The following is a 23882-nucleotide window of genomic DNA, read 5'->3' as shown; positions in this document are numbered from 1 at the left end:
CCCCTCAGGATCGCAGCATCCCAACGGCCCACTTGGATCGGTATGTTACCCCTCCTGCCCACCAGAAGAACAAAGCATGCTGGAGAACCAAATGCCCGAGGAAAAAGAATCGGCTTTGAACGCAGCAAAAGTCAGACCTGTTCTGCAGGCGATCGCACGCTTAATATCCACCGATCGGCGCATTGCGATACTCGCAACAGGGAAGGCAGAAATCCTACTTTCAAACCCCCCTGCCAATCAATTGGGGCTGGACGTGGCGGCTCTCAAGGCGACCTTTAGCTGGCCCACACTCTGCGCCCGCGCACAGCGCAGCGGCAGCGTTGCGGTATCCACAACTTATAAAGCAACACAGCTCGAGGGAGAGCTGGTACACCTCTCTCTTGGCAATGCCGAAACTTTCCTGCTGCGCTTGGTCGAAACTGATCAAGAGGCTGTGCAACTACAAAACCGCGCGCGCGCAGCGACCCTGCTTCGGGTTGCCCACGACCTAAGAACACCAATCCAATCTGTCTTAGCCTCCGCAGAAACACTCTTTGAGCAAGAGAAAGGCGCAGCTGCAGCGCCCAATCCGCGCACCGCAGACGTGCAGAAGTCTGCGCAACTCGCCCTCACTCACATAGAAAAAGTGATCCGCGTGATCCGGGGGGAACTGACCAGCGCCGACCTACAAGCCGACGAGGACTTCGACCTGGGCGAAGAAGCACGAACAATCGTCGATATGATCAAGCCCATCGTGCACGGGCGAGGCGCGAGCGTGACCCTGACCGTAGAGCCACAAGACCAACTCCGGCTTCACGGGCCCGTCCATCTGGTGCGCGCCCTGCTCCAGAACATGTTCGACAATTCAGGCAAACATGGCGGGGAAGCCATCGACATACATGTTACATGCGCCCCCGGCCCAAGACAGCAAGACACCAAAAGGCAGAGCGAAAACATCATCACCGTTCAGGTCGCAGATCAGGGCGGCGGTATACCCGATGCCCAAAAGGCGCGGCTGTTGGGAAGCAATATTGACGCAACACGCATAGACCGGAGCACCGACGCCAAGACAGAGCGGACCAGCGCCGGGATGAGCGTCCTAGCCCATGCCATCAGCCACCTGGGCGGCCATCTCGAACTTCTTGACCGAGCCCATGACGGCGAACCGCTGATAGACACCACACAACCTGTCGCCGGGACAATCTTACGCGCGACTTTCTCATTGCCCGGCGCAGCTGCAGATACCACAGCAGAGGATCCAGACGCCACGCCGAGCAGCGATGGACTGCTAAAAGGCCTTGGGATACTGGTCGTAGAGGACAGCCCCTCAAGCCGAGATTGGCTGGTTCACAGCCTGAGCCAAGCGGGCGCGCAGGTCGAAGGGGTCGAGAACGGATTGCGAGCAATGCGTATTCTGCAACGGCCCGACGCCGCGCAGAACATTAACCTTCTGCTGACCGACATGACCCTCCCCCATATAAACGGTGTCGAGCTGCTGCGCGGCATCCGAGATGAACAATCAAAGGGCAGACTGGAATGGGACGGGCTGATCCTTGGTCTGACAGCGCATGTTAACGACAAGCTGCGTGAGGCATGTCTCGCCCTCGGAATGGTCCGGCTGCTGGAAAAGCCCATCCGCAATGCTGCGCTTTGCCACGCGGTCTACTGTGCAGCCCACAGCAAGGATGACAACACAGTCTCCGCCACAGACGGCAGCGCCCAACCAATAAAAAAGACCCCCGCCACCTTGGCAGAACCATTCTCAGCAAGAACAGTCAAAGACCTGACCAAGCAGCTTGGCCAAGAGGCTGCCGTGGGGTTCATGATGCGCGCCCATGCCGAGGCACGGGCGATCCTTGATGAGATCACACCCGGCAAGCAGAGCGCCGAAACCAAGCGCTTGCTGCACGCCGCAACCGGGTCTTCCGGCCTTACGGGCCTTAAGTTGCTGGAACACGGCCTGCGCCAAGTAGAGCTTTCTCTCGACACCTCCGAAACGACACAGCAAGTTGCACTCGAGGGCGCAAGGGAAGCATTAGACGCGACGCAAAAAGCCATACACACGCTTGGATCAAGTTCACCCGATAACAGATGATCGCTTGCTTCGCTGAGGTTTCGTGATAAATCTAGCGTCCGGGCCGATAAACGGTCCTTTTTTGTTCGGCCTTTGTCGATTAATGCCGTCCGTCGATAGTGTTGACTTGAGGACTTTACCCAGGGGTTTCGTAAATCAAAGATGAGTAATATGACGTCCCCTCAAACCAAACCAACCCGGATCCTAATCGCAGATGACCATGCGATGGTATTGGAAATGTTTGAGCAGTTCCTCTCAAACCTCCCCGACTTTGAGGCACAGACCGCGCCCGACCTTGAGACCGCGCTCGACAAGATCGACGCGGAAGGACCTTTTGATCTGGTGTTGGTAGACCTCGACATGCCAGGCATGAACGGGATTACAGGCCTGTCAAAAGCCCTCGAGCGGAACGGGGGCAAGCCCGTCGGAATTCTGACCAGCAATCCCACAGCGCATGTCGTGTCAGAAGCACTTGCTCTGGGCGGCGCAGGCATCGTCCTCAAAACGGAATCGCTTAAGAGCCTCACCAACGAGATACGTTTTATGGCCAACGGCGGGCGGTACGTTCCAGTCGAGCTTATCGACCGGCCACGCGCCAAAGTCAGTAAAGTATCAAGCAATTCCCCTCTATCAGAACGCGAAATGACCGTTCTAGCCCTTCTCGCCCAAGGCCAACCCAACCGCGAGATCGGAACCGAACTGGGTCTGGCCGAAGCAACCGTCAAGATGCATGTGAAATCCATCTGCGCCAAGCTGGGTGCAAACAACCGCACCCAAGCGGTCATTGTCGCCCGCGACATGAACATCTTCTGAGCGAAGAAACAGCAACCTCACAGCGCCTCAACCTTAGTTGCACCCACAAGTTTATGTGCGCTACGCTCACACCACCCCCCCTCCATAACGGCTGGGGGAGGCCCGAAAACGGAGCCAATGGTGAGCAAACCAGTTATCGTCTTTGCAGGTGCCGTATATCCCGGCCAGTTCGGCCTGCTATGCGACTACCTGCGCCATTCAGGCCTGGCCGAAAGCTACTTTCTAACCACGCCAGGACATATGAAACGCAACCGACAGCGCGGCAATCATATTCTTGGGTTTCGCCCGGATGGCCCAATTTTGAGCGATGATCGGTACTACTATTCAGCCAAAGTGGAACGCTCAGCCCGCATCGGCAGAGGGCTACTCAACGCTCTACGCGACCTGCGCAAACATACGAAGATCGACGTGGTAGTGGCCCACTCCCTTTGGGGTGCGCCGCATTTCCTCTACGATGAAATCGACGCGGCCATTGTCAGCTACATCGAATTCCCAAGCTTCCGGGCGCATGGCTGGGACCCCGCCTATCCACCCGACTTGTCACAACGGATCGCAGACCGAAATGCTGAGATGCTGAACTTTCACCAAGCCGTCTGCAGCGACCTGGTGATCTGCCCCAGCCAACATGCAAAGAGCATGTTCCCCCCTGCCCTGCGCTCCAATATCGAAGTGCAAATGGAGGGGTTTGATTTCACATCAATGCCTGCACCTGTGACCGGCGGCCGCGAGAAGATGACAATCGGTTTCGCGGCACGCGATCTGTCATCAGCCAAAGGCTTTGAAACCTATGTGAGGCTGGTCGACAAACTGGTGTCACAGGGCGTTGATGCGCAATTCATTGCCTTCGGCGGCGCCGAGGAAGTGACTTATGGCTACGAACAACAAGCTGTCACGCGCGCACATAACGGCCAGATCAAAACTTTCCGCGATCACCTAATGCTTAAGCACCCCCGCGCCGCAAAGGTGATCGAATTTCCCGGCAAACTGCCTTACGATGAATTCTCAAAGCGGATCACAGAAGTAGACCTTTTCCTCTACCCCCTAAAGTTCGGTGTCGCAAATTGGGGTTTGATGGAAATACTGGGGCGCGGTGGCTGCGTCCTAGCACCCGACCGTGGATATGCAGCTGAGATGATCCAAGACGATGTCAACGGACAGCTGCTTCCCGACAACGACGATGCTTGGATCAACGCAATCCTCGCCCTCCTAGACGATCCAGCGCGACGCTTTCGTTATGGGCAGAAGGCTCGGAACCTCGCGCGCGCGCAATACGACCTATCTGTCACAGCCCCCCGCTACATGACGCTCTTCCGACAAGCGATGTCCAATCGCGCAGCCCGGATCGGGAACGCCCAAGAGACCGCCAACTCACCTAGAAATATGCCCTGAGGCCCAACCCAAACGTCTGCCGCGCGACGCATCATCAAAGCCAATGAGCGAGAACAAAAAGCATATGCCGACCGCTTCTGAGGACGACGCACCGGATCTGAATGCGCCCTACTGGGCCGACAAGTCCGCCAGTGCAACCCTTCAGCGTGGACGACCCAAGGCAGAAGGTTCGGGCTGGCAAAGCCGGATCAACGATGCTTTGCGCAAGGTCGCGCTAACGAACATCACGGCTCAAGCAAAAACGCTGTCAGGTTCTGGGCACAATGCAGGAGCCGGATAATCTCGACAGTATGCCCGTCCAACCGATACACCACTAGATGTGCGCCCGTGGGATGTATCCGCACCGACGGGGACTTTTCTTTGGAAACTGGGTGACTTGAGGCCACCCAGTGCCACATCTGCAGACTGACCGCTTTTCAAACTCATGCTCCGTGATGCCCTCACGCACATCGCCCGGCTTGCGAATAACTTTGTGCCCGCATTCCCAGCATCGAACTTCAATGTGCGTGATGCCTATCGCAAATAACTGATCAGTCATCGGACCTCTCTCAACAAACGCCCAAGGGCTCGCGGTGCTGGAAGAGGCGGCCAAAACCATGCTTCCGCCAGGATACACCATCGAATATGCTGGGGTGTCACGGCAGATCAAGCGCGATTCAAACTCGCTGCTCATAACCATGGTAATCTCGCTCGCGATCGGTTCGCCTAGTCAATCCGGGTCTAAACTTAATCACCCAGAGATAAACGGTCGACCGACTGGCAGTGATCCCATGCTCCTCCAGTAGGTCGACCACATCTTGGTAGGGCTGCGGATAATGCAGATACTACCTACCGCAACACACAGAGGATGATGTGGCGCGGGATAATCAACCTCAAAAGCGAAAACTTGGCTCAACGGCTAAGTTAGTGCAACAGTCTGAGAAATACTGAGGATCGCAGATTCCGCTCTATTCACGGTCCGAGATTAGCTTTTGTATTGAGTGTGGTCCCCAAGCTTTCCTGAAGAAAAACCGCGGCCTTTATATTTGAACTGTCACATAGCTTATCCTTTTGGTGGGTAATGAGCAGTGGATTAAGCTCTCAAACCGGCAGTGGTTTTTCCAGATCGGTCAAAAACCTTCAAGGCCTCCACGCTCGAGGATTAGACAAAGCGTCAATATCTCGGTTGATTTGAGCCTGGTTACCTAGCCAATGAAGCGCATCGGAACCATTGACATAATTGTCAATAATGTTATTTATAATAAATTCGGAGGAGGAATGAAATGAAATTTAGCTGTAATATCAGCTCTTTATTGTCGGTGCTGTCTGCAGCATCGCTCGGAGCACTTAGGAAAACTACAATCGCCCTTGCCGCGACGCTCTCCATTAGCGGCGCGTTGCCTGCAGTGGCTGATGGTTCGCTACGACTTGGGACCGCCAGTGAGGGCGGTGTCTGGTTTGTTCTCGGAAATGGTTTTGCCAAGGTGTTTGGGGATGCTCTCGGGACAGTCGTTACGCCGATTACAACAGCGGGATCTATGGAAAACGCACGGCGCCTGAGCGCCGGGAACGATCTGCATATTGGCCTGTCGCTCGCCACGAGTATGCGTAACGGCGTCAATGACGGCACTGTCGATGCTGATAAGATCCGCGTCATCGGTGCGGGTCACGCGAATTTCATGCAGGTTGTCGTTCGAGATGAATCTGGGATCGACAGCTGGGCAGATGCGTTCGGTAGCGGTTACGTAGTCGGCGTTGGTGAACCTGGCAGCGCATCGTTTGAGGTAACGACCGGGGCAATACAAGCAATCGCAGGATCACTCGACAACATCAATCCTGCCCGGATCGGCCATCAGGCGCAATCCGAGGCTCTCAAAAACCGCGACCTGGAGGTTATGGTTGTTACGCCCGGCATTCCGACTGGCGCCGTGGTCGATGCCACCAGTTCGGCAAACGCCCGTCTGATTTCAGGAACAGAAGATGAAATCGCCACACTACAAAAGGTCATGCCCTTCATGGCTACGGGTGTCATCCCGGTTGGCACTTACACAGGCCAAGAGAGCCCAGTCACAACAGTTGTTCTACCTTCCATCATGATCGTGAATGACCAGATGGACGATGACACCGCCTATGCGTTGACGAAAGCACTCTATGAAAACCCGGACAAACTTGCCTCTGTCCACTCGAATGGCAGCCAATGGGTGCCGGAGAATGCATTAGCATCGCGCGAGTTCATAGTGGATCAGGGCTTTGACTACCATTCTGGAGCGGTCCGCTACTTCAAAGAAATTGGCATCTGGTAAACTCATGGGGCGCGGCCAAAAGTGCCGCGCCCGAAGATTATAGGCACTTTATGCGGTTCTGATCCGCAACCTACGGGAGAAAATCCATGACGGTCGACGAGATCCCCGCACGTGGTAGAAGTCGGTTTGCCGATCTCTGCGCCCTTATTTTCGGTGCCGTTACCGTGGTGCTAGCCGCAGGTTTTTTCTTTCTCGATCCAGTTCTTAATCGGATCCTGCATATAGGTCTGGGTTTTCTAATGCTGTTTGCCATGCAGCGTGAGGCACCGGACCGCTTATCACGCGCGATTGGGACTATTGGGATCGTCGGGATCGTTCTGGTCACTGCTTATGCCTACTACTGGTATCCGCAGATGTGGCAGTTCGCGGGTTTGCCGCCATCATCCACGGAAATCGGCCTTGGGTTGATCGCGCTGTTGATGGCGTTGGTGGCAGCTTGGCGCGTAGCTGGACCGAGCATCCCGATTATCGCCCTGTTCTTCATCGTTTACACTCTTGCCGGCGCGAACCTGCCGGCACCTTTCTCCCATGCTGGGCTCGATTTCACTCAAATCGTTCAGGCATTATTCTTGACTGGGCGGGGGATTTACGGGTCAATCACCGGTGTTTCAGCAAGCTATATTGTATTGTTTGTGCTCTTCGCAGCATATCTAGGCCAGCTTGGCTTCATAGACTTTTTGCTAGTAAAATCCCAAAAGGCGCTTGGTCGAACTCGCGGTGGGCCGGCAAAAGTCGCCGTCATCGCCAGCGGCAGCCTTGGTGCCGTGATGGGCACTGCTTATGGCAACACGGCGAGCACCGGAGCATTCACCATTCCGCTGATGAAGCGCACTGGTTTCTCTGGACCGTTTGCGGCCGCCGTTGAGGCGACGGCGAGTGTCGGTGGGCAGTTCGTGCCACCCATCCTCGGCGGCGCGGCCTTCCTAATGGTCGACATTCTCGGCATTACCTATACTAACGTGATGCTAGCAAGCATTCCGCTGGCAATCATGTTCTACCTCAGCATCTTCGTAATGGTTGATCTGAGAGCCGCCCGCGATCATTTGGCGGGGGTCGAAACCACCAACCTGTCTGATGCCATAGATTTGAAGGACGATTTCTTTTTTGGCGGCTGGTTGAAGTTCCTACCTATCATTGTCCTGATCGCAATGCTGGTGCAGGGCTACACGCCACCTCGAGCAGGCTTCTATGCTTTTTGTTCCATCGCACTGGTCGATTTAGCCGAGAACCGCTCTCTTGTCTTTGCTATCCGAAACCTCTTTCAAGGGCTGATCGAGGGTGCCCGCAATGCGGCAGTTATCGTTGGGATCATCGCCGCCGCTGGCATCATCGCAGGCCTAACCAGCACCACAGGCTTGGGTCTCGTTCTCTCTCAAATTCTCGAAGGGGTAGCTGGGGAGAGCCTCCCCTTGCTTCTGGTGCTTACAGCAATCACCTCAATTATTCTTGGCTTAGGTTTGCCGACCATCGTTTGTTACCTTCTGATGGCCGTTCTAGTCGCTCCCGCGCTGATTTCGAGTGGTGTAGAGCCAATGGTTGCTCACTTATTCTTGATTTACTTTGCGGCGCTGTCATCGATTACGCCACCAGTCGGTCCAAGTAACTTCATTGCGGCGTCCATCGCAGGCAAGGATACGAACCCGATGAAGGTCGGCATGATTGCGGTTCAACTAGCTTTGCCTGGATTCATCGTCCCTTTCGTATTTGTTTATCACCCCGAGCTTCTGCTGACCGATGGTATTACCTTTGGCATAACCTACAGTTTGCTAACCGCGTGCATCGGCATTTATGCTCTTGCCGCAGCGCAGGTGGGAATGGTGCTACCTGGCCATCGAGCTGGTGGATGGCTATTTCGTGGCATGCTAATGCTCGGTGCCTTGGCGCTGATTTGGCCAGGCGGGTATACGGATATACTGGGCTTTTCGTTGTTAGGGCTGGTGCATATCTTAGCCCTGCGGCGGAACGGTAATGCGACCTATACGGCGGCAAAACCATGAGTGCTGGCCGTTGGATCAACCGGCCTGATGGTTCGAACTGGGGCGAATTCGGCCCCGATGACGAACGAGGTCGGCTAAACTTGCTCACCAGTGAGAGAACCCGGCAGGCCGCGCAGGAAATTCAAGAAGGCCGGAGTTTTTGCTTGTCGCTTCCATTGGATTATCCCGGTGGCAGCTTCTTGAACCCCCGACGCGGCCCTCCGCGTCACTTCGCGACAATCCGCGACGATAGCGCGAATTTCAATTACGACATCGCACGCGAGGATCCTGCGATCACAGATGTGATCTGCGATGATGCAGTCCTGTTGCATATGCAATATTCAACGCAGTGGGATTCCCTTTGCCATGTCGGAGCCCGTTTTGATGCTGACGGTGATGGCGACGCAGAAATTGTCTATTACAACGGTTGGCGTGGTGGCGAACACATAACCACTGGGGATGGACATGTCGGGTGCGGCATGGGCCCGGAGGGCGTCCAAGCTCAGCGCCTTGGTATCGAGCGGATGGCTGAAACTGGCGTTCAAGGGCGTGGCGTCATGGTCGATCTACTTCGGCATTTTGGTTCTGGTCGCACTCTCGTGACCGGCGCCATGTTTCGGGAAGTTCTGGAAAGAGATGAGATAGCGGTTGAGGCTGGCGACATGCTTTGCTTACACACTGGCTTCGCGGAAGCCCTTCTGGGCATGAACCGAACGCCTGATGCGGAAAAGCTAGCGAGAAGTTTTGCTGTCCTTGATGGGCAAGATGAGGACCTCCGCGACTGGATCACCGAAAGCGGCATCGCAGTCTTAATCGCGGACAATTATGCGGTTGAGCAAACAAAACGCACGCCCGTGGGGCCGCAAGGTTCATCTCTCCCCCTGCACGAGCATTGCTTGTTCAAGCTCGGAATTCACCTTGGAGAATTGTGGCGCTTGGGCCCGCTTAATGAGTGGCTGCGCGCAAGGGGTAGATCACGGTTCTTTCTGACGGCTCCGCCTCTTCGCTTACCTGGCGCGGTTGGGTCGCCTGTAACGCCAGTTGCGACGGTATAGCTCCTCTTAGCTAGACGGAAAATTTGCGCTCAGATACATGTCACGGGGGCGGTTGGTGTGGCGCAGATTGATCTGGATAAGGCGCTCTTGTGCGCCATCATCTTGACTGGCGGCTTCGGCAACGATGTCTGCGTGATCATCCTGTGCGGCGCAGCGGTAGGTATCGTCATAAAACCCCCGTGAGCGGATCGGATGAGTGCGAAACGCGTAGTCACGTATCGCGTTGGCCAGCACAGGGAGTTCACAAGCCTCAAAAAAGACCTCGTGAAACCGGTTGTTGAGCTCATACATCTCCTGAAGCGCACCGTTTTCACCTGCAGTGATGTGTTCTTCGTGCAGGTCCTGCAAGGACCTTACCACCTCCGGCTTGAGAGGGAACGCCATGCGCTTAATGGCCTGTGTCTGGAGCGCATTCCGAATGTCATAGAGGCCGCGCACCTCGTCAGCAGTGTAGTTTTGGACGCGCGCACCCTTGTTTCGCACCTGCACGACAAGACCGCGTTGAATCAGTTCGGTTAAAGCAGTGCGAACCTTGTGACGGGTCGTAGCGAAACGCTCGATTAGCTGGTCTTCGACAAGATGCTCTCGCGGATGCAAATGGCCGAAGATGATGTCTGATTCAATTTCAGCGATAATCCGGTTCTGATCCGTAAGGCGATCATTTTCACTGCCAGGGTTTGCCTTCTTGTTCATGACGTCTCCTGTTTTGGCCACTTTCACATTCTGTCCTGCAAACGGCAATCCGCTTCCGGAAAGTTTAATATGTAATATTATTGACAATATTATTCATAATGATAAAACCATCAACATGAAAAAATTTTCACCCCCTTATAGCGAGATGCTGATTGGCTGCGGCGCGGGTTTCTCCGGTGATCGGGTGGACGCGCCACAAGCCGTTGTTGCGCATCTCATCGCCGATGGGCGACCTTCGGTTTTGATGCTTGAGACACTCGGCGAGCGGACTTTAGCCTTGGCCCAAAAAGCGCGCCAACATGATCCGCAGAGCGGCTATGAACCGCTTTTAGAGCAGCTTGTTGGACCAATCATCGCGCAGTGTTTGGATGCCGAAATTCCGATCATTGGAAACTTCGGCGCAGCCAATCCTCGTGCGGCAGCTAGAGCAATCCATAAGCTCGCCAAAACCGCCGGCGCTCGGCGACCTCGTATTGCGGTAGTAGAGGGGGACGATTTACGCGCCAAGATCGCCGATATTACCTTGTCACCCTGGGAAGGGACGCCGTCAGACTACAGTCTGGATCCAGCCCGCATATTGGCCGCGAATGCTTATATCGGGGCAGAGGGTATAGCACAGGCCCTAGACGAAGGCGCTGATGTTGTGGTGACTGGTCGCGTGGCTGATCCCGCACTCGCCTTAGGGCCATTAATTCACGGCCTCGGTTGGTCTCCCAGTGACTGGGATAAGATGGCCATTGGCACGATGGCGGGGCATCTTCTGGAGTGCGGTTCGCAAATTTGCGGTGGCTACTTTGGTGACCCCGGCAAAAAGGATGTGCCCGACCCCGCGCGCATCGGTTTTCCTGTGGCAGAGATAAGCGCAGAGGGTCGCGTAACCATCACTAAAGCAAATGGAACCGGCGGGCGTGTGGACGTGCAGACCGGCCGCGAGCAACTGCTCTATGAGGTCCACGACCCCGCCGCCTATATCACACCAGATGTAGTCGCAGATATCAGCGAAGCTGAGATCACGAAGGTCGCTGAGAACCAAATTGAATTAAGTGGCGTTCGCGGGCACCCCGCCACCGATAGCTACAAGGTTACGGTCAGTCTGCGCGGTGGCTGGTTGGGCGAAGGAGAGATCTCATATGCTGGCCTGAACGCCCTACCCCGTGCGCGTCGTGCCGTAGCAACCCTCAAAGAACGCATGAGCATCCGCGGTTTGAACCTGAGGAGTCGTCTAGATGTGATCGGTATTGCCAGCATCTTCGACAGCGATGATGGAGCATTGCAAGCTACAATCTCCGACGCGCAAGCGGCAGATTTACGGGTCCGTCTTGCTGTGGAAAGTGATGACAAGGCCCAGGTTATGGCGGCAACGCAGGAAGTGTTGGCGTTGCTATGTTGTGGCCCCGCAGGGGGTGGTGGCGTTCGACAAAGCCATGTGGAACGAATTCATACGGTATCCTTCCTTGTGCCCAAACGAGAGATCGAAACAAAGGTCACCTTCCTATGAACGCAGACTCTAACAACATTGAAACTGCGCTTTACGCACTGGCCCATGCCAGAGCTGGCGACAAGGGCGAGCGATTGAGCGTGTGTGTATTCGCATATCACGAAGCGGCTTATCCCTTGTTGTGCCAGCAGGTGACTGAGATGCGGGTCAACGAACTTTTCGCACATCGTGGAACAACTCGAGTGCGCAGGTATCTATTGCCGCGTCTGAATGGCATGAACTTCGTATTGGACGGCGCGCTCGAGGGCGGCGTGAACGGCAGCCTAAATTTGGACGGGCACGGAAAGTCGCAATCGTTCCGGCTGCTGGAGCTACCAATCACAGTCCCAGCTGAGCTGGCATTTGCGCTTCACGACTAATCACCGCGCCCGATTGCGCGACTTTGGAGGACACCCGACATGACAATCGAATATCTTAAACGTGGCAAAACTGCGGGTGATCGTGCCGAAGATGATCTGAAAACTCGCGCCGTCGTTGAAGCCACCCTGCAAGACATTGAGGCTCGTGGCGACGAAGCTGTTCGGGATTTATCCGAAAAATTCGATAGCTACTCACCCAGGTCTTTTCGTCTGTCGAATAGTGAAATCGAAGCCTTGATGGCAAAGGTCTCCGATCAGGAAATGCACGACATCAAATTTGCGCAGGAACAGGTGCGCAAATTTGCCCAAGCACAGCGGGATTCGATGCAGGACATCGAAGTTGAGACGCTACCGGGCGTAATCCTCGGCCATAAGAATATTCCAGTGCAATCTGTTGGCTGTTATGTGCCAGGCGGTAAGTTTCCGATGGTCGCAAGCGCGCATATGTCGGTTGCTACGGCTGCTGTTGCTGGTGTCCCTCGCATCATCGCCTGCACCCCGCCTTTCAAGGGCGAACCAAATCCAGCGGTGATTGCCGCGATGCATCTTGGCGGGGCACATGAAATCTATGTTCTAGGAGGCATTCAAGCGGTTGGCGCAATGGCCATTGGCACCGAGACCATTGACCCTGTGCATCTTCTTGTTGGCCCAGGAAATGCTTTTGTTGCTGAGGCCAAGCGTCAGCTATTCGGTCGCGTCGGCATTGATCTTTTTGCCGGTCCAACTGAAACGATGGTGATTGCAGATGAGTCTGCCGCCGATCCGGAACTTTGCGCAACCGACCTACTGGGTCAGGCCGAACACGGATATAATAGCCCCTGCGTTCTCCTGACCAATTCCCGCGAGTTGGCGACAGGAACAATGCAGGAAATCGAGCGCCTGCTTGGCATCCTGCCAACGGCCGATACTGCAAAAATCAGCTGGGAAGAGTATGGCGAAGTAATTGTTTGCGATACTTATGACGAAATGTTGGCGGTCGCAGATGACATTGCATCCGAGCATGTGCAGGTGATGACCGATCGCGATGATTGGTTCCTGGAAAACATGACATGCTATGGCGCATTGTTCTTGGGACCACGGACGAATGTAGCCAATGGAGACAAGGTGATCGGCACTAATCACACCCTGCCAACAAAAAAGGCGGGACGCTACACTGGCGGATTATGGGTTGGTAAGTATCTAAAAACGCATAGCTATCAGCGCATCCTGACAGATGAGGCCGCGGCAATGGTGGGCGCTTATGGCTCACGTCTTTGTATGCTCGAAGGGTTTGCTGGTCATGCGGAACAATGCAATGTCCGCGTGCGACGTTATGGCGGTGTCAACGTGCCTTATGCTGCGGGTGCGCCAGTGGTGAAGGGCTGATGGAGCTTCCCCGAACCCCTTCGATGCGCCTTACGGGCAAGCATGCATTGGTGGCCGGCGCATCGCGTGGCATTGGTCTAGCGATCGCTGCCGCCCTAGCCGAAGCTGGTGCGAATGTAACCTTGGCGGCGCGTAGCGAAGCCTTGTTGAAAAAGGTGGTGACAGCACTACGCGCAGAGGGCAAGAACGCGCACGCATTGGCGCTGGACGTGACCGATACTGATGCTGTGCGACGCGCGGTTAGTGATCTTGCGCCGCTCGATATCCTTGTTAATTCCACAGGCCTCGCCCGCCACGGTCCAGCGCTCGACACCGACCCGCAAGACTTCGATGCGGTAATGAACGTGAATCTCCGCGCAGCCTATTTCCTCGCGCAATCCGCAGCGCGCGCGATGCAAGGGCGTGGCGGTTCGATCCTAACTGTATCCAGCCAAATGGGCCATGTCGGCGGTGTGGATCGGGCGGTCTATTCTGCATCCAAACATGCTATTGAGGGGATGACCAAGGCAATGGCGATTGAGTTCGGCCCGCAAAACATTCGCGTTAACACACTCTGCCCCACCTTTATACGAACACCTCTAACGGAAGCGACTTTCGCCGACCCCGAAAAACGGGCTTGGATAGAAAGTAAAATCAAGCTGAACCGTGTAGGCACTGAGGCCGATATCATGGGCCCAGCCGTTTTTCTCTGTTCGGACGCTGCAGAGATGATTACGGGAACGCACCTCTTGATTGATGGTGGATGGACGGCTGGCTGAAACTGGCAAGTGAGCTTCCAGCTTCGCATGGCCTCAGACCCACATGTGGTTCTGAGGCCATGCGCCTTAAGGCTAATTTCATGCTTGGCTTAGGCGCCTGGAAGCGAGAAAGCAGGAATCATTGAACCGCCCCTTGTTTGCCGGAGAGCGTTTGGTTCGAATGTTAGGCTGCTTTTTCATTTGGGTTCAAGGTTGCATAGAACATCGCGTAAGGCGAATTGATCGTGTCACCCTTGCGAACGGGCTCCACTGAAAACGCGGCGCATGGCGTCAGAGCCGCCCCATCGGCCAACCCGGCGTTCTCGCGTTAGAGCAGCCGAAAGCCTCCCCCGAAGGGCTTCGCTCACGTCCTAAAATCTGACCGCTGCTCCGAGTGCGCGAAAGCTGCGGCCCTTAATCCAATTGCCAGACAGGGAAGGAGGAACAATGCCCAGCCTGCAGTTGATAAAGCTAGAGTTATGAATGGCCAAAGCTGATATGACGATAACCAAAGTGGCCAATGAGCCGGAATTCCGCACCAAACGCAGTAATTTCCTGCAAACGTAGGGGAAATCTTTCATAACTCCTCCCCGCTTTACTTTATGATAAGCCATTCAATAAAAGACGGACCCATATTTTAGACAATGAATAATGTTCGATGCCAAGTAGATTGGGGCGTACATGCTGGTTCTGCTTTGAAAAAGGATTGTCGATATGCCCCGAAACACGTCCGTAACCCTTGGAACTCACTTTTCAGATTTCATTGTCGAGCAAGTACAGACTGGCCGCTATGGGTCCGCCAGCGATGTTGTGCGGGCAGGCTTGAGACTTCTCGAAGAACATGAAACAAAAATCCGTGCTTTGCAGGATGCGCTGATTGCTGGGGAACAGTCAGGGACGCCGCGCTCTTTCGACAGTGATGCCTTTTTGAGCCGTATGCACGCAAAGCACGCTGCTAAACATGCAGGATAAACCCTATGCGCTTTCGCCACTGACTGAAATCGACCTTGAAGAAATCTGGTTCTACACGTTTCAGAAATGGTCACTTGCGCAGGCTGACAGCTACCACCGTGATTTGATTGCGACGTTCGAGGGGTTGGTATCTGGCACCAAAAGGGGCCGGGAAGTCGATGTGCGCCCCGACTAACTGAAATGCCCGGTCGGATCGCATATGATCTACTTCCGCGACAGTGGCGACCAGATCGAGGTGATCCGTGTGCTGCACCAGCGGCAGGACGCAACTCTCAATCTCTGATAACCACGCTGGCCGGACTGATTTCCACTGATCCGGTCTGTTGATCCAGAGCACCCTTGGTTACCATTTTGAGCTCCCTTCAATAAAAATAGGGCAATCTTCGCCAAAAAACTCAAGCTCGAGAACGCCTCTACCTTCAGGGAGGTCCGCGTTTAGGAACCAGCAGCCAAACAGGTTAATGCCCAAATACGACCTGATTACCTTTGGGAGACTACATCGCCACGCGCAATCGCTTCGCGTCTTTCGGCCAGCTCAGTCTGTTCCAGCGACATCTTGTGTCTTAGGCTGAGGGCAGCTCTCATGCGATAAGGGAGCGGGGTTCGGCACCTCACGTATGCCGATCAGCAGAGGGTACGGATCGGGACATTTTAGATATGCGTTTACATATCATAGTTCTTATAATCGCGTTTCAGTGCTCGTCATCCAATCCTGTCCGCCGAATGCGATCAAGGCGATAAAGAGGCTGTCGACCTCGCGGTCGGGACGAAACACGATCGTGATGCGATACCCTTGCCCGCCGTGCCGGACGAGCCAGCCGTCCAACGGTGCTGAAAGCCGCATGCCGGACGCTGGATTGGCGATGATGTCAGATACAAGCACGTCGATCTCATCAAGACGTCGGCTTGCGGCGGCAAAATCACCGTCCGTGGCCTCAATGATATGATCGACCAAAGCGTTAATATCGTGCGCGATCAGCGGATGGCGGATGACCCGCATCAGGCAGAGCCGCGATCGCCTGCTTGCACGCGCCGAGCGAGATGCTCCCTCGCGTCAGTCGTTATGGTGTCGCCTGTTCGCACTGGTTCCCAGATATCCAGAGGCAGAGCCAAGCGGCGCTGTACCTCGGCCTCGAACAATACCTTCTCACGTGTCCGGGCAGCACGCGCGCGGGCCATCTCTCCCGAGACCGCCGCGCTGACGTTCGGGTATTCTCCGCTCTCAACCAGTTCGCGCGCAAAGGCAAAGGCGGTATCTGTAAAGCTGACGCTCTGCTTGTGGACGCCCATCTCTTCCTCCGCGTGGGTAGTCTATTAGAGCACCATATGCGGATATGGGCAAATCTTCAAGGTAAGCGTGATCAGCTACGCTAACGAAGAACTACATTGTTGTTTGAACCGTGGAGCGCGCTATCGACATTCCGGCAAACGCACTCACTGCCCACGCTGTGGACCTAGAAGCCTGCGAGATCGATTCAGCGCATGTCGCACTTTCTGCCGTTTCACTCTCCTGAATTTTTCGAAAACGAGCGCGGGTGATGCAGACTTTCCGATTGCCGGGTCGTTTATACCGCTTCGTCTCGATGCAACCCGCAACGCCTTCTTCGTACCAGCCCGCCGTCGTTCCGCTCTCACCATCCGTCATCATAGACTCGAAGCATTCGAGGCGTGGATATCCGCGGCAAACGTCGTTTGATCGACAATCGGCATGCCGGCTTGCAAGCTCGGCGCGATAACGCGACCACCCCAGAGCGCCAATTAGAAATGCGTGCTGAGACCCAGACCAAAGGTCTGCCGGGCGTCGCCTGGCTCGCGCTCAAAGGGGCTGGCGACATACAGCGACACAGGGGTCGCTCCAATGTCGAGAGTGACCGACACACCAATGCTGCTGCGGCGATGCCAACCATCATCAATACCCCCATCAAGCGTGTCGTCCAAATCCCAGCTGCCTCCGGTATCCACAAATATGCCCCCAAGGATTGGTGTGTGTAACAGCTCGCCAAAATCACGTTGCAGCTCGATGGATGCCCGTACAAAGTTATTTCCGCCCAAGGCATCCTCTCCATCGCGAGGGCCAATACCTCGCGGGGCAAATCCCCGGAAACTGTCCGCGCCAGGATAGAACCTATCGATGGCCCGAGACGCATTGCCGTCTAAACCGGAAACCGCCCCCGCATCAAATCCAAACAGCAACCGGGTTTTGTCCGCGATTGGAAACTGCATTCTTGCCTCAAAACGGGTATCCGAGAGCAGGTCAGATGTACCGACGTTCCAAAAATACTGATCCAATTTCACGCTGTAACCAAAGGTCTGCCATTGGCCATCACCCTCTTCTGGTTCAGGCCAATTCTTATGCGCCACGCCAAACCGAACATAGGGTGCTGCAATACCGTCGGTCTGTTCGCGCACCAACAAGGCACTGGCGCTCGGATCAAGATCGTAAAGTCGGTGATCTCGGTATCCTATGCCCCCTTCAAACCGTATGGTGGGCACCTGCGTCCAAGCAAGATAGGCTTCGGCTCTTACGGTTTCATAGGTAAAGCTACGGTCATCAAAAGAGTCACGGCCCGCCACGACTTCAAACCCCAAGTCCAGCGACGTCTCAAAGGCTTCTGTTCGATAGAGGTTCGCACTATATCGCTGTATCTCTTCGCCGTATTCAAGGCTCACCGCACCGTAAGTGCGGTCAAACAGGTTATAGCGTTCAAAGGACAGACTGGCTGTCAGCCCGTCCTGGGAGACATAAGCAAGACTTGCATCGATACGGCCCGGCCTTGTGTCCAACTCCTGAACGTCGATAACCAGCAGATCCCCCTCCAGCGATAGGCTCACCGTTTCAAACACGCCGGTCGACATCAGACATTCCTCGATCGCCATCAGCTCCCATTGCGAATAGGCGATCCCGGCTTCGGCACCGCAAGTTTTACGGATATCATCTTCGGGGATAAACTGCGCACCGCGCACTTCCACGCTGCGCACATTCTGTGCCTCAGCTGCTGTGGCCCATGGCAGCACCACTGTCATTGCTGCCGCCAGCGACGCAGATCGAAACACAACGGAAAAGAGAGCGCGGAACGCGCTTGAAGGGGGCAGCAGACAAGGCAAGGGCAGCACTTTCTATGTCGTATTTTGTAGTGGATAGGGCCAGCAGCGGCCCCACCACTTGGGTTTAGTGAAGGCGCGCCTTAAGAATTGGGCGCGTGAGGTAGCTTAAGATGGATCGATCGCCACTCTCAATATCAACTTGAGCAATCATCCCAGGCCGGATTGCGTACTGCTCCCCGAAGCGCTCCAAATAGCTCCGTTCGGTGCGCACCATAACGCGGTAAAAGTCGGCCGGACCTTGGGGCGTATCCTCTTCGACCGTGTCTTCTGAGATCTGCGTAACCACACCGCGCAGATCGCCATAAGTGGCAAAATCATATGCCGTAATCTTGACGCTGGCAGGCATGCCCGGCGCAATCAGCGCAACGTCCCGCGGCTTGACCTTCGTTTCAATGATCAACTGATCATCGGTGGGCGTAATCTGCATGATCGGCTCGCCCGGCTGCACCACGCCCCCGAGCGTGGTGATCTCGATGTTGTTAACCCTGCCCGACACCGGAGATCGGATTTCTGTCCGCCGGAACTCGTCCTGCTTTTGGACCAATTCTTGCTGCATCATCAACAATTTGGCCCGACGCTGAGCCAAATCCTTATAGGCGTCTTGGACATAGACATTGCGGGTTTCGCTGATCTTGCCATCCAGTTCAGCCTTCTTTTGCTCCAGTTGAAGCAAATTAATGCGGCTTACCGATCCATTAAGGGTCAAGGGCCGTGTTATGTCGATCTGCTCCTGAATGGCGAACCGCTCTGCCTCAAGAGCCTCAAGCGAGGCCTCAAGTTTTGTCCGTCTGGCCGTGAACAACTTTAGCTCATTGCGCTCCGAGCTGTTTGGCGCATCGCCAAAATCCAATACGGGGCGCTCAAGAACCTCTGCATCTAGGCGCGCAACCTCTGCAGTCAGCGCTATGATCTCAGACTCCGCTGAGAGAAAAGCCGATTCAGAGCGGGTCGGATCGAGACGCGCCAGCGTCTGACCTTCTTTAACAATGTCACCCTCTTGCACTGCCAATTCCGCCAGAATCCCGCCTTCAAGACTTTGGATCGTCTGCATCCGGCGTAAAGGAATGACACGGCCATCCCCCCGCGTGATCTCATTGATCTGGGCAACAGACGCCCATCCGATGGCAACGATCAAAGTGATGACAACCGTGCGTATCGTCCAGCGCGCGACCTTGAGTGTCTGACGCCGATAGCTGCCATCCAGGTGGCTTACTGGCATGTCATCAACGGTGGTCATTTCACAGCCTGCACCGGTTTGTTCTGAACGGCATTCGCACGTGCTGTGTTAAGAATGCTCAGCAGATCACCGTCGCGCGCCACCCGGCCCTCCTTGAGCACGATCGCGCGTTCGGTAAGCCCTAGCAACTCCCGCTTATGTGTCGAAATAATCGTCGTCCGGCCCTGCAGCCACTCCTTCATATGGGCGATAACCTTGCTTTCAGTGAGATGGTCGAAAGCCGATGTAGGCTCATCCAGCAAGACAATCCGAGGGTCCTGCAGCAGCACCCGCGCAAGGCCAATTGACTGACGTTGCCCCCCTGAGACATTGGCATTGCCCTGAAGTTGCAGATCAAGCCCGCGGACGTGGCGGCGCACGAACGTGCCTAATCCCACCGCATCCAATGCCTCAAGCAGCTCCTCGTCAGAATGCAGCCCATGGTCCAACAAAAGATTGTCCCGCAAAGTGCCTTGGAAAAGCGCGACACTCTGCGGCAGATAGCCAATCTGACGACGCCGGTCGATCGGATCAATCTGGCTTAGAGACAGACTGTCTACAAGCACGCTGCCCGACTGCGGATCCGTCAGACCCGCCATCATGCGCAAGAGGGTCGACTTGCCCGCGCCATTGCCACCAAGAAGCGCGATGCGTTCACCGGCCTTAATCGAAAGCTCAGGAATAGAAAGGATCGGCGGCGCTTGGGGATCGTGCCGGAAGACCACGTCGTCCAGCACAAAACCACCCGAAAGCGAAGGCGCACGGACAAAGTGGCGGTCGTCGGGACGTTCAACGGACAAATCCATGATCTGATCCAACCCCTCCATCGCCGCACGCACATGTTGCCACCGCGCCAGTAGGCCGGCCACCTGCCCCATCGGAGCCATCGTGCGGCCCGAAAGCAATGTGCAGGCGATCAGGCTCCCAACAGTCAATTCACCAGCGCTGATCAAATAAACACCGGTAATGATCACGCCTGCATAGGCCAGCTTTTGCACTGAGCTCACAAGCTGGGTCATAAAATTTGTAATACTGCGGGTCTTAATCGCCGTGGTCGCCATGGTTGCCGTCAACTGCGCATGCGCACGTTGCAAGCGGCCCTCAGCGCGCGACGCCTTCACAGTTTCTAAATTCGAAATCGTTTCCAGCAAAAGCCCGTTCAGCGCGGCAGCCTCACGCGTGTTCTCCCTTGAGGCTTTCCCTAGTTTCTTTTGCATCACCAGACCGGGCAGAACCGTCAAGATCACACCCGCCAGCACCACCAGGGCAATCGGCCCGCCAATGAACCAAATGACCCCCACAAAGATCAGCACAAATGGCAAATCGCAGATCGCGGTCACAGTGCTGGATGTAAAAAACTCGCGGACAGTGGCAAAGTCTCGGACTTGGTTGGCAAAAACCCCAGTTGACGCGGGCTGATGCTTCAGTCGCATGTTCGCGACCTTGTCAAACAGCTGCGCCGACAGCCGCAAATCAAGATCTCGCCCTGAAACATCAACAAGCGTCGAGCGCATAATGCGCAAAACCAACTCCAGAACGATGGCAATTCCCACCCCACTGGCAAGGATCCACAGGGTATCAAAAGCGTTGCTGGGCACGACCCGGTCATAGACCTGCATTGAGAAAAGGGCCGTAGCAACGGCAAGCAAGTTGGCCGCAAAAGAAGCCCAGATAACATCGCGGTAGATGGCCCAGTTGCTAAAAACCGGTCCCAAAATCCAGTGATGCCCGCTTTTGGAAGCGTCCAGCCGACTGCTCACAATATCAATTGGCTTGGATATCAAGACGCGCCCGTCATGCATCTCATCAAGCTTACTGCGCGTCCATAATGCGCGCCCGCCACCCGATTCCGGCAAGATAACCCGTGCTTGGGTCTCTGGGAGACCCTCCAGAACTATGGTGCGTCCGTCCTTTAGAAAGACCAATGCGGGCAGGCAGTGGGCAGGCAGAGTATCCAGAGATTCCCGGCTAATACGACAACTCATGTTGACCCGCCGCAGGGCGAGAGACGCCAAATGCTCATCTTGAGCGGCATCACCCGACTTTGGCAGGCCGTCGGTCAGCTGCTCTGCCGAGGTCGTCACCCCTTGCACCCGGCAAAGCTCAACAATGCCAGCGATCAAGGGGCCCGCGAAGTCATGGTCTTTCATCTCTGCTCCCCATTAATCATAGTGCCCTCAATTACCGCCCCGAGTACTAAGATGCGGCATTGAGTATCAGTGTGCCAAGAACACCCAGATCATGCGCGGCTTGGTATTCCGTGCGCTTGCGCTCGTCATAGGTGTCAATCTTCTCGATTTCGGAATCGTAAAGGTCACGGCCTGTGGTCAGCAGGTCCAAAATCTCACGCTGACCGCCAATGAACTGTTGCTCGTAATTGTCGAGCACCCGCTGCGCTTCAAGCAGCTGCTGCGACCGTGCGGTCTCGGTTCTGCGAAGAATGCTAATCTGCTGCAGTGCACTGGTCGCCGTATTTGTCAGCTCCCGCTCGGTGAACACCAATGTGGATTTTGCCGCCTGCAGGTTCAGTTCAGCAGATTGAATCTGCCGGCGCCCAAGTCCGCTGGAACTAAGGTCCACCCCCGTGGAAAGCCCGAGGGCCGCGCTGCTTTTACCGCCGTTCAGTGCGGCGCGGCCCTGTGCCTGCAACTTAATCGTGGGCATGCGTGATGCCTTGGCGGTCTCCACGCCAGCCGCAGCCTCGTCCGCCCCCGCGCGGGCAGCAACATAATCTGGGGCAATGCGCACCGCAGACCGGATTTTTGCGGCCTCAGCATAGCGACGGGCATACCCAAGATCAGGGGGCGCCACGATGGAGCCCACCTGGCGACCGACGAGGAAATCAATCTGAGACAATGCGATACTGCGGTTCGCCACGAGCTGTGACAGCTGGTCTTCTGCACGTGCGATCTCCAGTCGGGCACGCGCAACTTCGCCATTGTCGCCGATCCCTGCCTGGGCACGGGCCTCCGCCTGGCCGGCAATCCGCTGAGCAAACGCGGTATAATCGCGGGTCCGCTCGATCTTACGGTCCATCACCTCAACATCGATAAAATATTCGGCCACTTGAAGGGTCAGGCCCTCTACAGCCATTTTCAAATCAGAGACCGCCTGCACACGGACATGAGATGCCGCATTAATCTTACTGCGGATCAATCCCCAGTCGAACAGGACCTGTGAAACCGTCAGGGTAATACCGGGGCCATCGGAATCTGTGGTCGACGTATCACCCGACACGCTGATGCTCGGGTAATATTCATCCCGGGCCGCTTGGATGTCTATTGATCGACTGGCAACTTTTTGGCGAAGTGCAGAGACTTCACCGTCCCGTTCCGTGGCTTGCAATACGGCTGTGCGCAACGATATCTGCGCGGCAACCGGCGTTGCCAGAGTTAGAACAAGCGCGATCGCAGCTGTGGAATAAAACCAACCAGCAGCGCACCTGAAAACATTCTGGTTGCGCCTCATAACCCTCATCCAACAAACTCCGTCATTAACTCTGCCAGCAAATCTTGCTGGTATTCCATGTCCATAGGCATATCTGCACCCCCGACAAATGCACCTTCCATGGTGTCATCCGCCGGGTCGGCACCTTCCATAGCCGCGCCCTCGGGCGCTTCGGCGGTCTCAGGGCCGGTGGTCGACACCTCTGAATCGTATTCCTCGGGCGTCAATCTGTCGGGTTCGGCGCCGATCACTTCGTCGACTGCAAGTGAGAGCTCTGCCGTCTCACTTTGCGCCGCCACGGGCGCGCCGTCATCATCGCTTCCTGAAAGGAAATTGACCCCCGCTCCAAGTGAAAGGCCTGTGCCCGCCAGGAGGAGCGGGCTGGACCAATCCATGCCCTCCCCAGCACTCTCTTGAACGCCGGGCTGCTCAGCTTGCAATGCCGCCGCGCCCTCAGCGTCGTGCACAGTATGCTCTGCCACATCGCCATCAGTGCTATAGGTCGGCTCGGGCCCCATCAGCCCCGTCACAAAAGCCTCCCCGTCCGGCAGAAGCAGACGACTGAAGTCCCCTTCCTCACCGATCACGAAGAAGTCCTGTACCAGCAGCGTTTTTCCATCCGCGAAACTCAAGGCTAAATCGGACCCTAGCTTGTCGGATGCGACGATTGCCGGGGTCCCCTGCGCAAGCGAAATATCAGCCGGCGCGCCCAACGACATGTTTGAGACAGCTTGCACGTCCTCATTTCCAGAGGAGCCTCTTTGCATAAGCTTTACGCCAACGGACACGGCATGCCCCTTCTCAAAATGCGCGCTCACAATCGCCTAGCGCCATAGTATAAATCGTCAACCAACCTAAAGTAGTTTGCTTAGAACTTTTTCAGACTTTCGTTACAAGGGCAAACGCCCTGCACCTAAAAGGA

At 55.6% G+C, this 23882-nt stretch carries 20 protein-coding genes and 2 pseudogenes; 14 read left to right on the top strand and 8 right to left on the bottom strand.

The features are described 5' to 3' along the window. Positions 1–76 precede the first annotated feature (76 nt). The 7 genes from DSM110093_RS18530 (at position 77) to DSM110093_RS18500 (ending at position 9568) form a co-directional block, all read left to right on the top strand. Complete coding sequence (locus DSM110093_RS18530; RefSeq protein ID WP_243267954.1) at positions 77–2074, top strand: response regulator; 1998 nt, start codon at positions 77–79, stop codon at positions 2072–2074. Between the two features lie 150 nt (positions 2075–2224). Then, positions 2225–2866 carry a response regulator transcription factor gene (locus tag DSM110093_RS18525; RefSeq protein WP_243267953.1) on the top strand — a complete coding sequence of 214 codons (642 nt, stop codon included), beginning with the start codon at positions 2225–2227 and terminating at the stop codon, positions 2864–2866. 117 nt (positions 2867–2983) lie between these two features. Continuing rightward, entirely contained in the window at positions 2984–4255 is a 1272-nt protein-coding gene (locus DSM110093_RS18520) for a glycosyltransferase (protein WP_243267952.1), read from the top strand. Between the two features lie 43 nt (positions 4256–4298). Continuing rightward, a complete protein-coding gene (locus DSM110093_RS18515) occupies positions 4299–4535 on the top strand; it encodes a BrnA antitoxin family protein (RefSeq protein ID WP_243267951.1) in 237 nt (78 codons plus the stop codon). A 982-nt stretch (positions 4536–5517) separates the two neighbouring features. Beyond that, entirely contained in the window at positions 5518–6537 is a 1020-nt protein-coding gene (locus tag DSM110093_RS18510; RefSeq protein ID WP_243267950.1) for a TAXI family TRAP transporter solute-binding subunit, read from the top strand. 86 nt (positions 6538–6623) lie between these two features. Beyond that, on the top strand, positions 6624–8534 hold the full coding sequence (locus DSM110093_RS18505) for a TRAP transporter fused permease subunit (RefSeq protein ID WP_243267949.1): 1911 nt from the start codon (positions 6624–6626) through the stop codon (positions 8532–8534). Beyond that, complete coding sequence (locus tag DSM110093_RS18500) at positions 8531–9568, top strand: cyclase family protein (RefSeq protein ID WP_243267947.1); 1038 nt, start codon at positions 8531–8533, stop codon at positions 9566–9568. Before DSM110093_RS18505 ends, DSM110093_RS18500 begins: the two co-directional genes overlap by 4 nt. A gap of 6 nt (positions 9569–9574) precedes the next feature. Here the strand turns inward: DSM110093_RS18500 and DSM110093_RS18495 are convergent, their stop codons facing one another. Continuing rightward, positions 9575–10261 (bottom strand): FCD domain-containing protein, encoded by a 687-nt coding sequence (locus DSM110093_RS18495; RefSeq protein WP_243267946.1) that lies wholly within the window; start codon positions 10259–10261, stop codon positions 9575–9577. Positions 10262–10376: 115 nt separating this feature from the next. Between DSM110093_RS18495 and DSM110093_RS18490 the strand changes: the two genes are divergently transcribed. The 6 genes and pseudogenes from DSM110093_RS18490 (at position 10377) to DSM110093_RS18465 (ending at position 15475) form a co-directional block, all read left to right on the top strand. Next, a complete protein-coding gene (locus DSM110093_RS18490) occupies positions 10377–11759 on the top strand; it encodes an acyclic terpene utilization AtuA family protein (protein WP_243267998.1) in 1383 nt (460 codons plus the stop codon). Beyond that, complete coding sequence (locus DSM110093_RS18485; protein WP_243267945.1) at positions 11756–12118, top strand: hypothetical protein; 363 nt, start codon at positions 11756–11758, stop codon at positions 12116–12118. The genes DSM110093_RS18490 and DSM110093_RS18485 overlap by 4 nt, the downstream gene beginning before the upstream one ends. A 39-nt stretch (positions 12119–12157) precedes the next feature. Beyond that, positions 12158–13483 carry a histidinol dehydrogenase gene (gene hisD / locus DSM110093_RS18480; protein WP_243267944.1) on the top strand — a complete coding sequence of 442 codons (1326 nt, stop codon included), beginning with the start codon at positions 12158–12160 and terminating at the stop codon, positions 13481–13483. Then, a complete protein-coding gene (locus DSM110093_RS18475; protein WP_243267943.1) occupies positions 13483–14241 on the top strand; it encodes a glucose 1-dehydrogenase in 759 nt (252 codons plus the stop codon). Before hisD ends, DSM110093_RS18475 begins: the two co-directional genes overlap by 1 nt. A gap of 693 nt (positions 14242–14934) precedes the next feature. Continuing rightward, positions 14935–15192 (top strand): type II toxin-antitoxin system ParD family antitoxin, encoded by a 258-nt coding sequence (locus DSM110093_RS18470; RefSeq protein WP_243267942.1) that lies wholly within the window; start codon positions 14935–14937, stop codon positions 15190–15192. Continuing rightward, positions 15182–15475 (top strand): annotated as a pseudogene (locus DSM110093_RS18465) (type II toxin-antitoxin system RelE/ParE family toxin). The gene DSM110093_RS18470 and the pseudogene DSM110093_RS18465 overlap by 11 nt, the downstream one beginning before the upstream one ends. 396 nt (positions 15476–15871) lie before the next feature. Here DSM110093_RS18465 and DSM110093_RS18460 read toward each other — a convergent pair. Continuing rightward, complete coding sequence (locus DSM110093_RS18460; protein ID WP_243267941.1) at positions 15872–16192, bottom strand: type II toxin-antitoxin system RelE/ParE family toxin; 321 nt, start codon at positions 16190–16192, stop codon at positions 15872–15874. Beyond that, on the bottom strand, positions 16192–16482 hold the full coding sequence (locus tag DSM110093_RS18455) for a hypothetical protein (RefSeq protein WP_243267940.1): 291 nt from the start codon (positions 16480–16482) through the stop codon (positions 16192–16194). The genes DSM110093_RS18460 and DSM110093_RS18455 overlap by 1 nt, the downstream gene beginning before the upstream one ends. Before the next feature lie 227 nt (positions 16483–16709). On the opposite strand from DSM110093_RS18455, the pseudogene DSM110093_RS18450 reads away from it, so the two are divergent. Further along, positions 16710–16888, top strand: a pseudogene (locus DSM110093_RS18450) (IS6 family transposase); the annotation flags it as partial. Positions 16889–16950: 62 nt separating this feature from the next. Here the strand turns inward: DSM110093_RS18450 and DSM110093_RS18445 are convergent. The 5 genes from DSM110093_RS18445 to DSM110093_RS18425 form a co-directional block, all read right to left on the bottom strand. Further along, a complete protein-coding gene (locus DSM110093_RS18445; RefSeq protein ID WP_243267939.1) occupies positions 16951–18216 on the bottom strand; it encodes a BamA/TamA family outer membrane protein in 1266 nt (421 codons plus the stop codon). Positions 18217–18361: 145 nt separating this feature from the next. Next, entirely contained in the window at positions 18362–19534 is a 1173-nt protein-coding gene (locus DSM110093_RS18440) for an HlyD family efflux transporter periplasmic adaptor subunit (protein WP_243267938.1), read from the bottom strand. Then, a complete protein-coding gene (locus DSM110093_RS18435) occupies positions 19531–21663 on the bottom strand; it encodes a type I secretion system permease/ATPase (protein ID WP_243267937.1) in 2133 nt (710 codons plus the stop codon). Before DSM110093_RS18435 ends, DSM110093_RS18440 begins: the two co-directional genes overlap by 4 nt. A gap of 46 nt (positions 21664–21709) precedes the next feature. Next, on the bottom strand, positions 21710–22981 hold the full coding sequence (locus DSM110093_RS18430; protein WP_243267936.1) for a TolC family protein: 1272 nt from the start codon (positions 22979–22981) through the stop codon (positions 21710–21712). Between the two features lie 5 nt (positions 22982–22986). Beyond that, positions 22987–23748: a hypothetical protein gene (locus tag DSM110093_RS18425; RefSeq protein ID WP_243268107.1), complete on the bottom strand. Its 762-nt coding sequence runs from the start codon at positions 23746–23748 to the stop codon at positions 22987–22989. Between the last annotated feature and the right edge of the window lie 134 nt (positions 23749–23882).

It is taken from the genome of Sulfitobacter sp. DSM 110093 (assembly GCF_022788715.1).
GTDB lineage: Bacteria > Pseudomonadota > Alphaproteobacteria > Rhodobacterales > Rhodobacteraceae > Sulfitobacter.
Note: the sequence above shows the minus strand (reverse complement) of the source record. Positions and strands in the feature narration are given on the sequence as shown.

Excerpts from the sequence above, each read along its gene's own strand:
- DSM110093_RS18530 (WP_243267954.1), top strand. The coding sequence starts at position 77 with ATGCTGGAGAACCAAATGCCCGAGGAAAAAGAATCGGCTTTGAACGCA.
- DSM110093_RS18525 (WP_243267953.1), top strand. The coding sequence starts at position 2,225 with ATGACGTCCCCTCAAACCAAACCAACCCGGATCCTAATCGCAGATGAC.
- DSM110093_RS18520 (WP_243267952.1), top strand. The coding sequence starts at position 2,984 with ATGGTGAGCAAACCAGTTATCGTCTTTGCAGGTGCCGTATATCCCGGC.
- DSM110093_RS18515 (WP_243267951.1), top strand. The coding sequence starts at position 4,299 with ATGAGCGAGAACAAAAAGCATATGCCGACCGCTTCTGAGGACGACGCA.
- DSM110093_RS18510 (WP_243267950.1), top strand. The coding sequence starts at position 5,518 with ATGAAATTTAGCTGTAATATCAGCTCTTTATTGTCGGTGCTGTCTGCA.
- DSM110093_RS18505 (WP_243267949.1), top strand. The coding sequence starts at position 6,624 with ATGACGGTCGACGAGATCCCCGCACGTGGTAGAAGTCGGTTTGCCGAT.
- DSM110093_RS18500 (WP_243267947.1), top strand. The coding sequence starts at position 8,531 with ATGAGTGCTGGCCGTTGGATCAACCGGCCTGATGGTTCGAACTGGGGC.
- DSM110093_RS18495 (WP_243267946.1), bottom strand. The coding sequence starts at position 10,261 with ATGAACAAGAAGGCAAACCCTGGCAGTGAAAATGATCGCCTTACGGAT.
- DSM110093_RS18490 (WP_243267998.1), top strand. The coding sequence starts at position 10,377 with ATGAAAAAATTTTCACCCCCTTATAGCGAGATGCTGATTGGCTGCGGC.
- DSM110093_RS18485 (WP_243267945.1), top strand. The coding sequence starts at position 11,756 with ATGAACGCAGACTCTAACAACATTGAAACTGCGCTTTACGCACTGGCC.
- hisD (WP_243267944.1), top strand. The coding sequence starts at position 12,158 with ATGACAATCGAATATCTTAAACGTGGCAAAACTGCGGGTGATCGTGCC.
- DSM110093_RS18475 (WP_243267943.1), top strand. The coding sequence starts at position 13,483 with ATGGAGCTTCCCCGAACCCCTTCGATGCGCCTTACGGGCAAGCATGCA.
- DSM110093_RS18470 (WP_243267942.1), top strand. The coding sequence starts at position 14,935 with ATGCCCCGAAACACGTCCGTAACCCTTGGAACTCACTTTTCAGATTTC.
- DSM110093_RS18460 (WP_243267941.1), bottom strand. The coding sequence starts at position 16,192 with ATGCGGGTCATCCGCCATCCGCTGATCGCGCACGATATTAACGCTTTG.
- DSM110093_RS18455 (WP_243267940.1), bottom strand. The coding sequence starts at position 16,482 with ATGGGCGTCCACAAGCAGAGCGTCAGCTTTACAGATACCGCCTTTGCC.
- DSM110093_RS18445 (WP_243267939.1), bottom strand. The coding sequence starts at position 18,216 with ATGACAGTGGTGCTGCCATGGGCCACAGCAGCTGAGGCACAGAATGTG.
- DSM110093_RS18440 (WP_243267938.1), bottom strand. The coding sequence starts at position 19,534 with ATGACCACCGTTGATGACATGCCAGTAAGCCACCTGGATGGCAGCTAT.
- DSM110093_RS18435 (WP_243267937.1), bottom strand. The coding sequence starts at position 21,663 with ATGAAAGACCATGACTTCGCGGGCCCCTTGATCGCTGGCATTGTTGAG.
- DSM110093_RS18430 (WP_243267936.1), bottom strand. The coding sequence starts at position 22,981 with ATGAGGCGCAACCAGAATGTTTTCAGGTGCGCTGCTGGTTGGTTTTAT.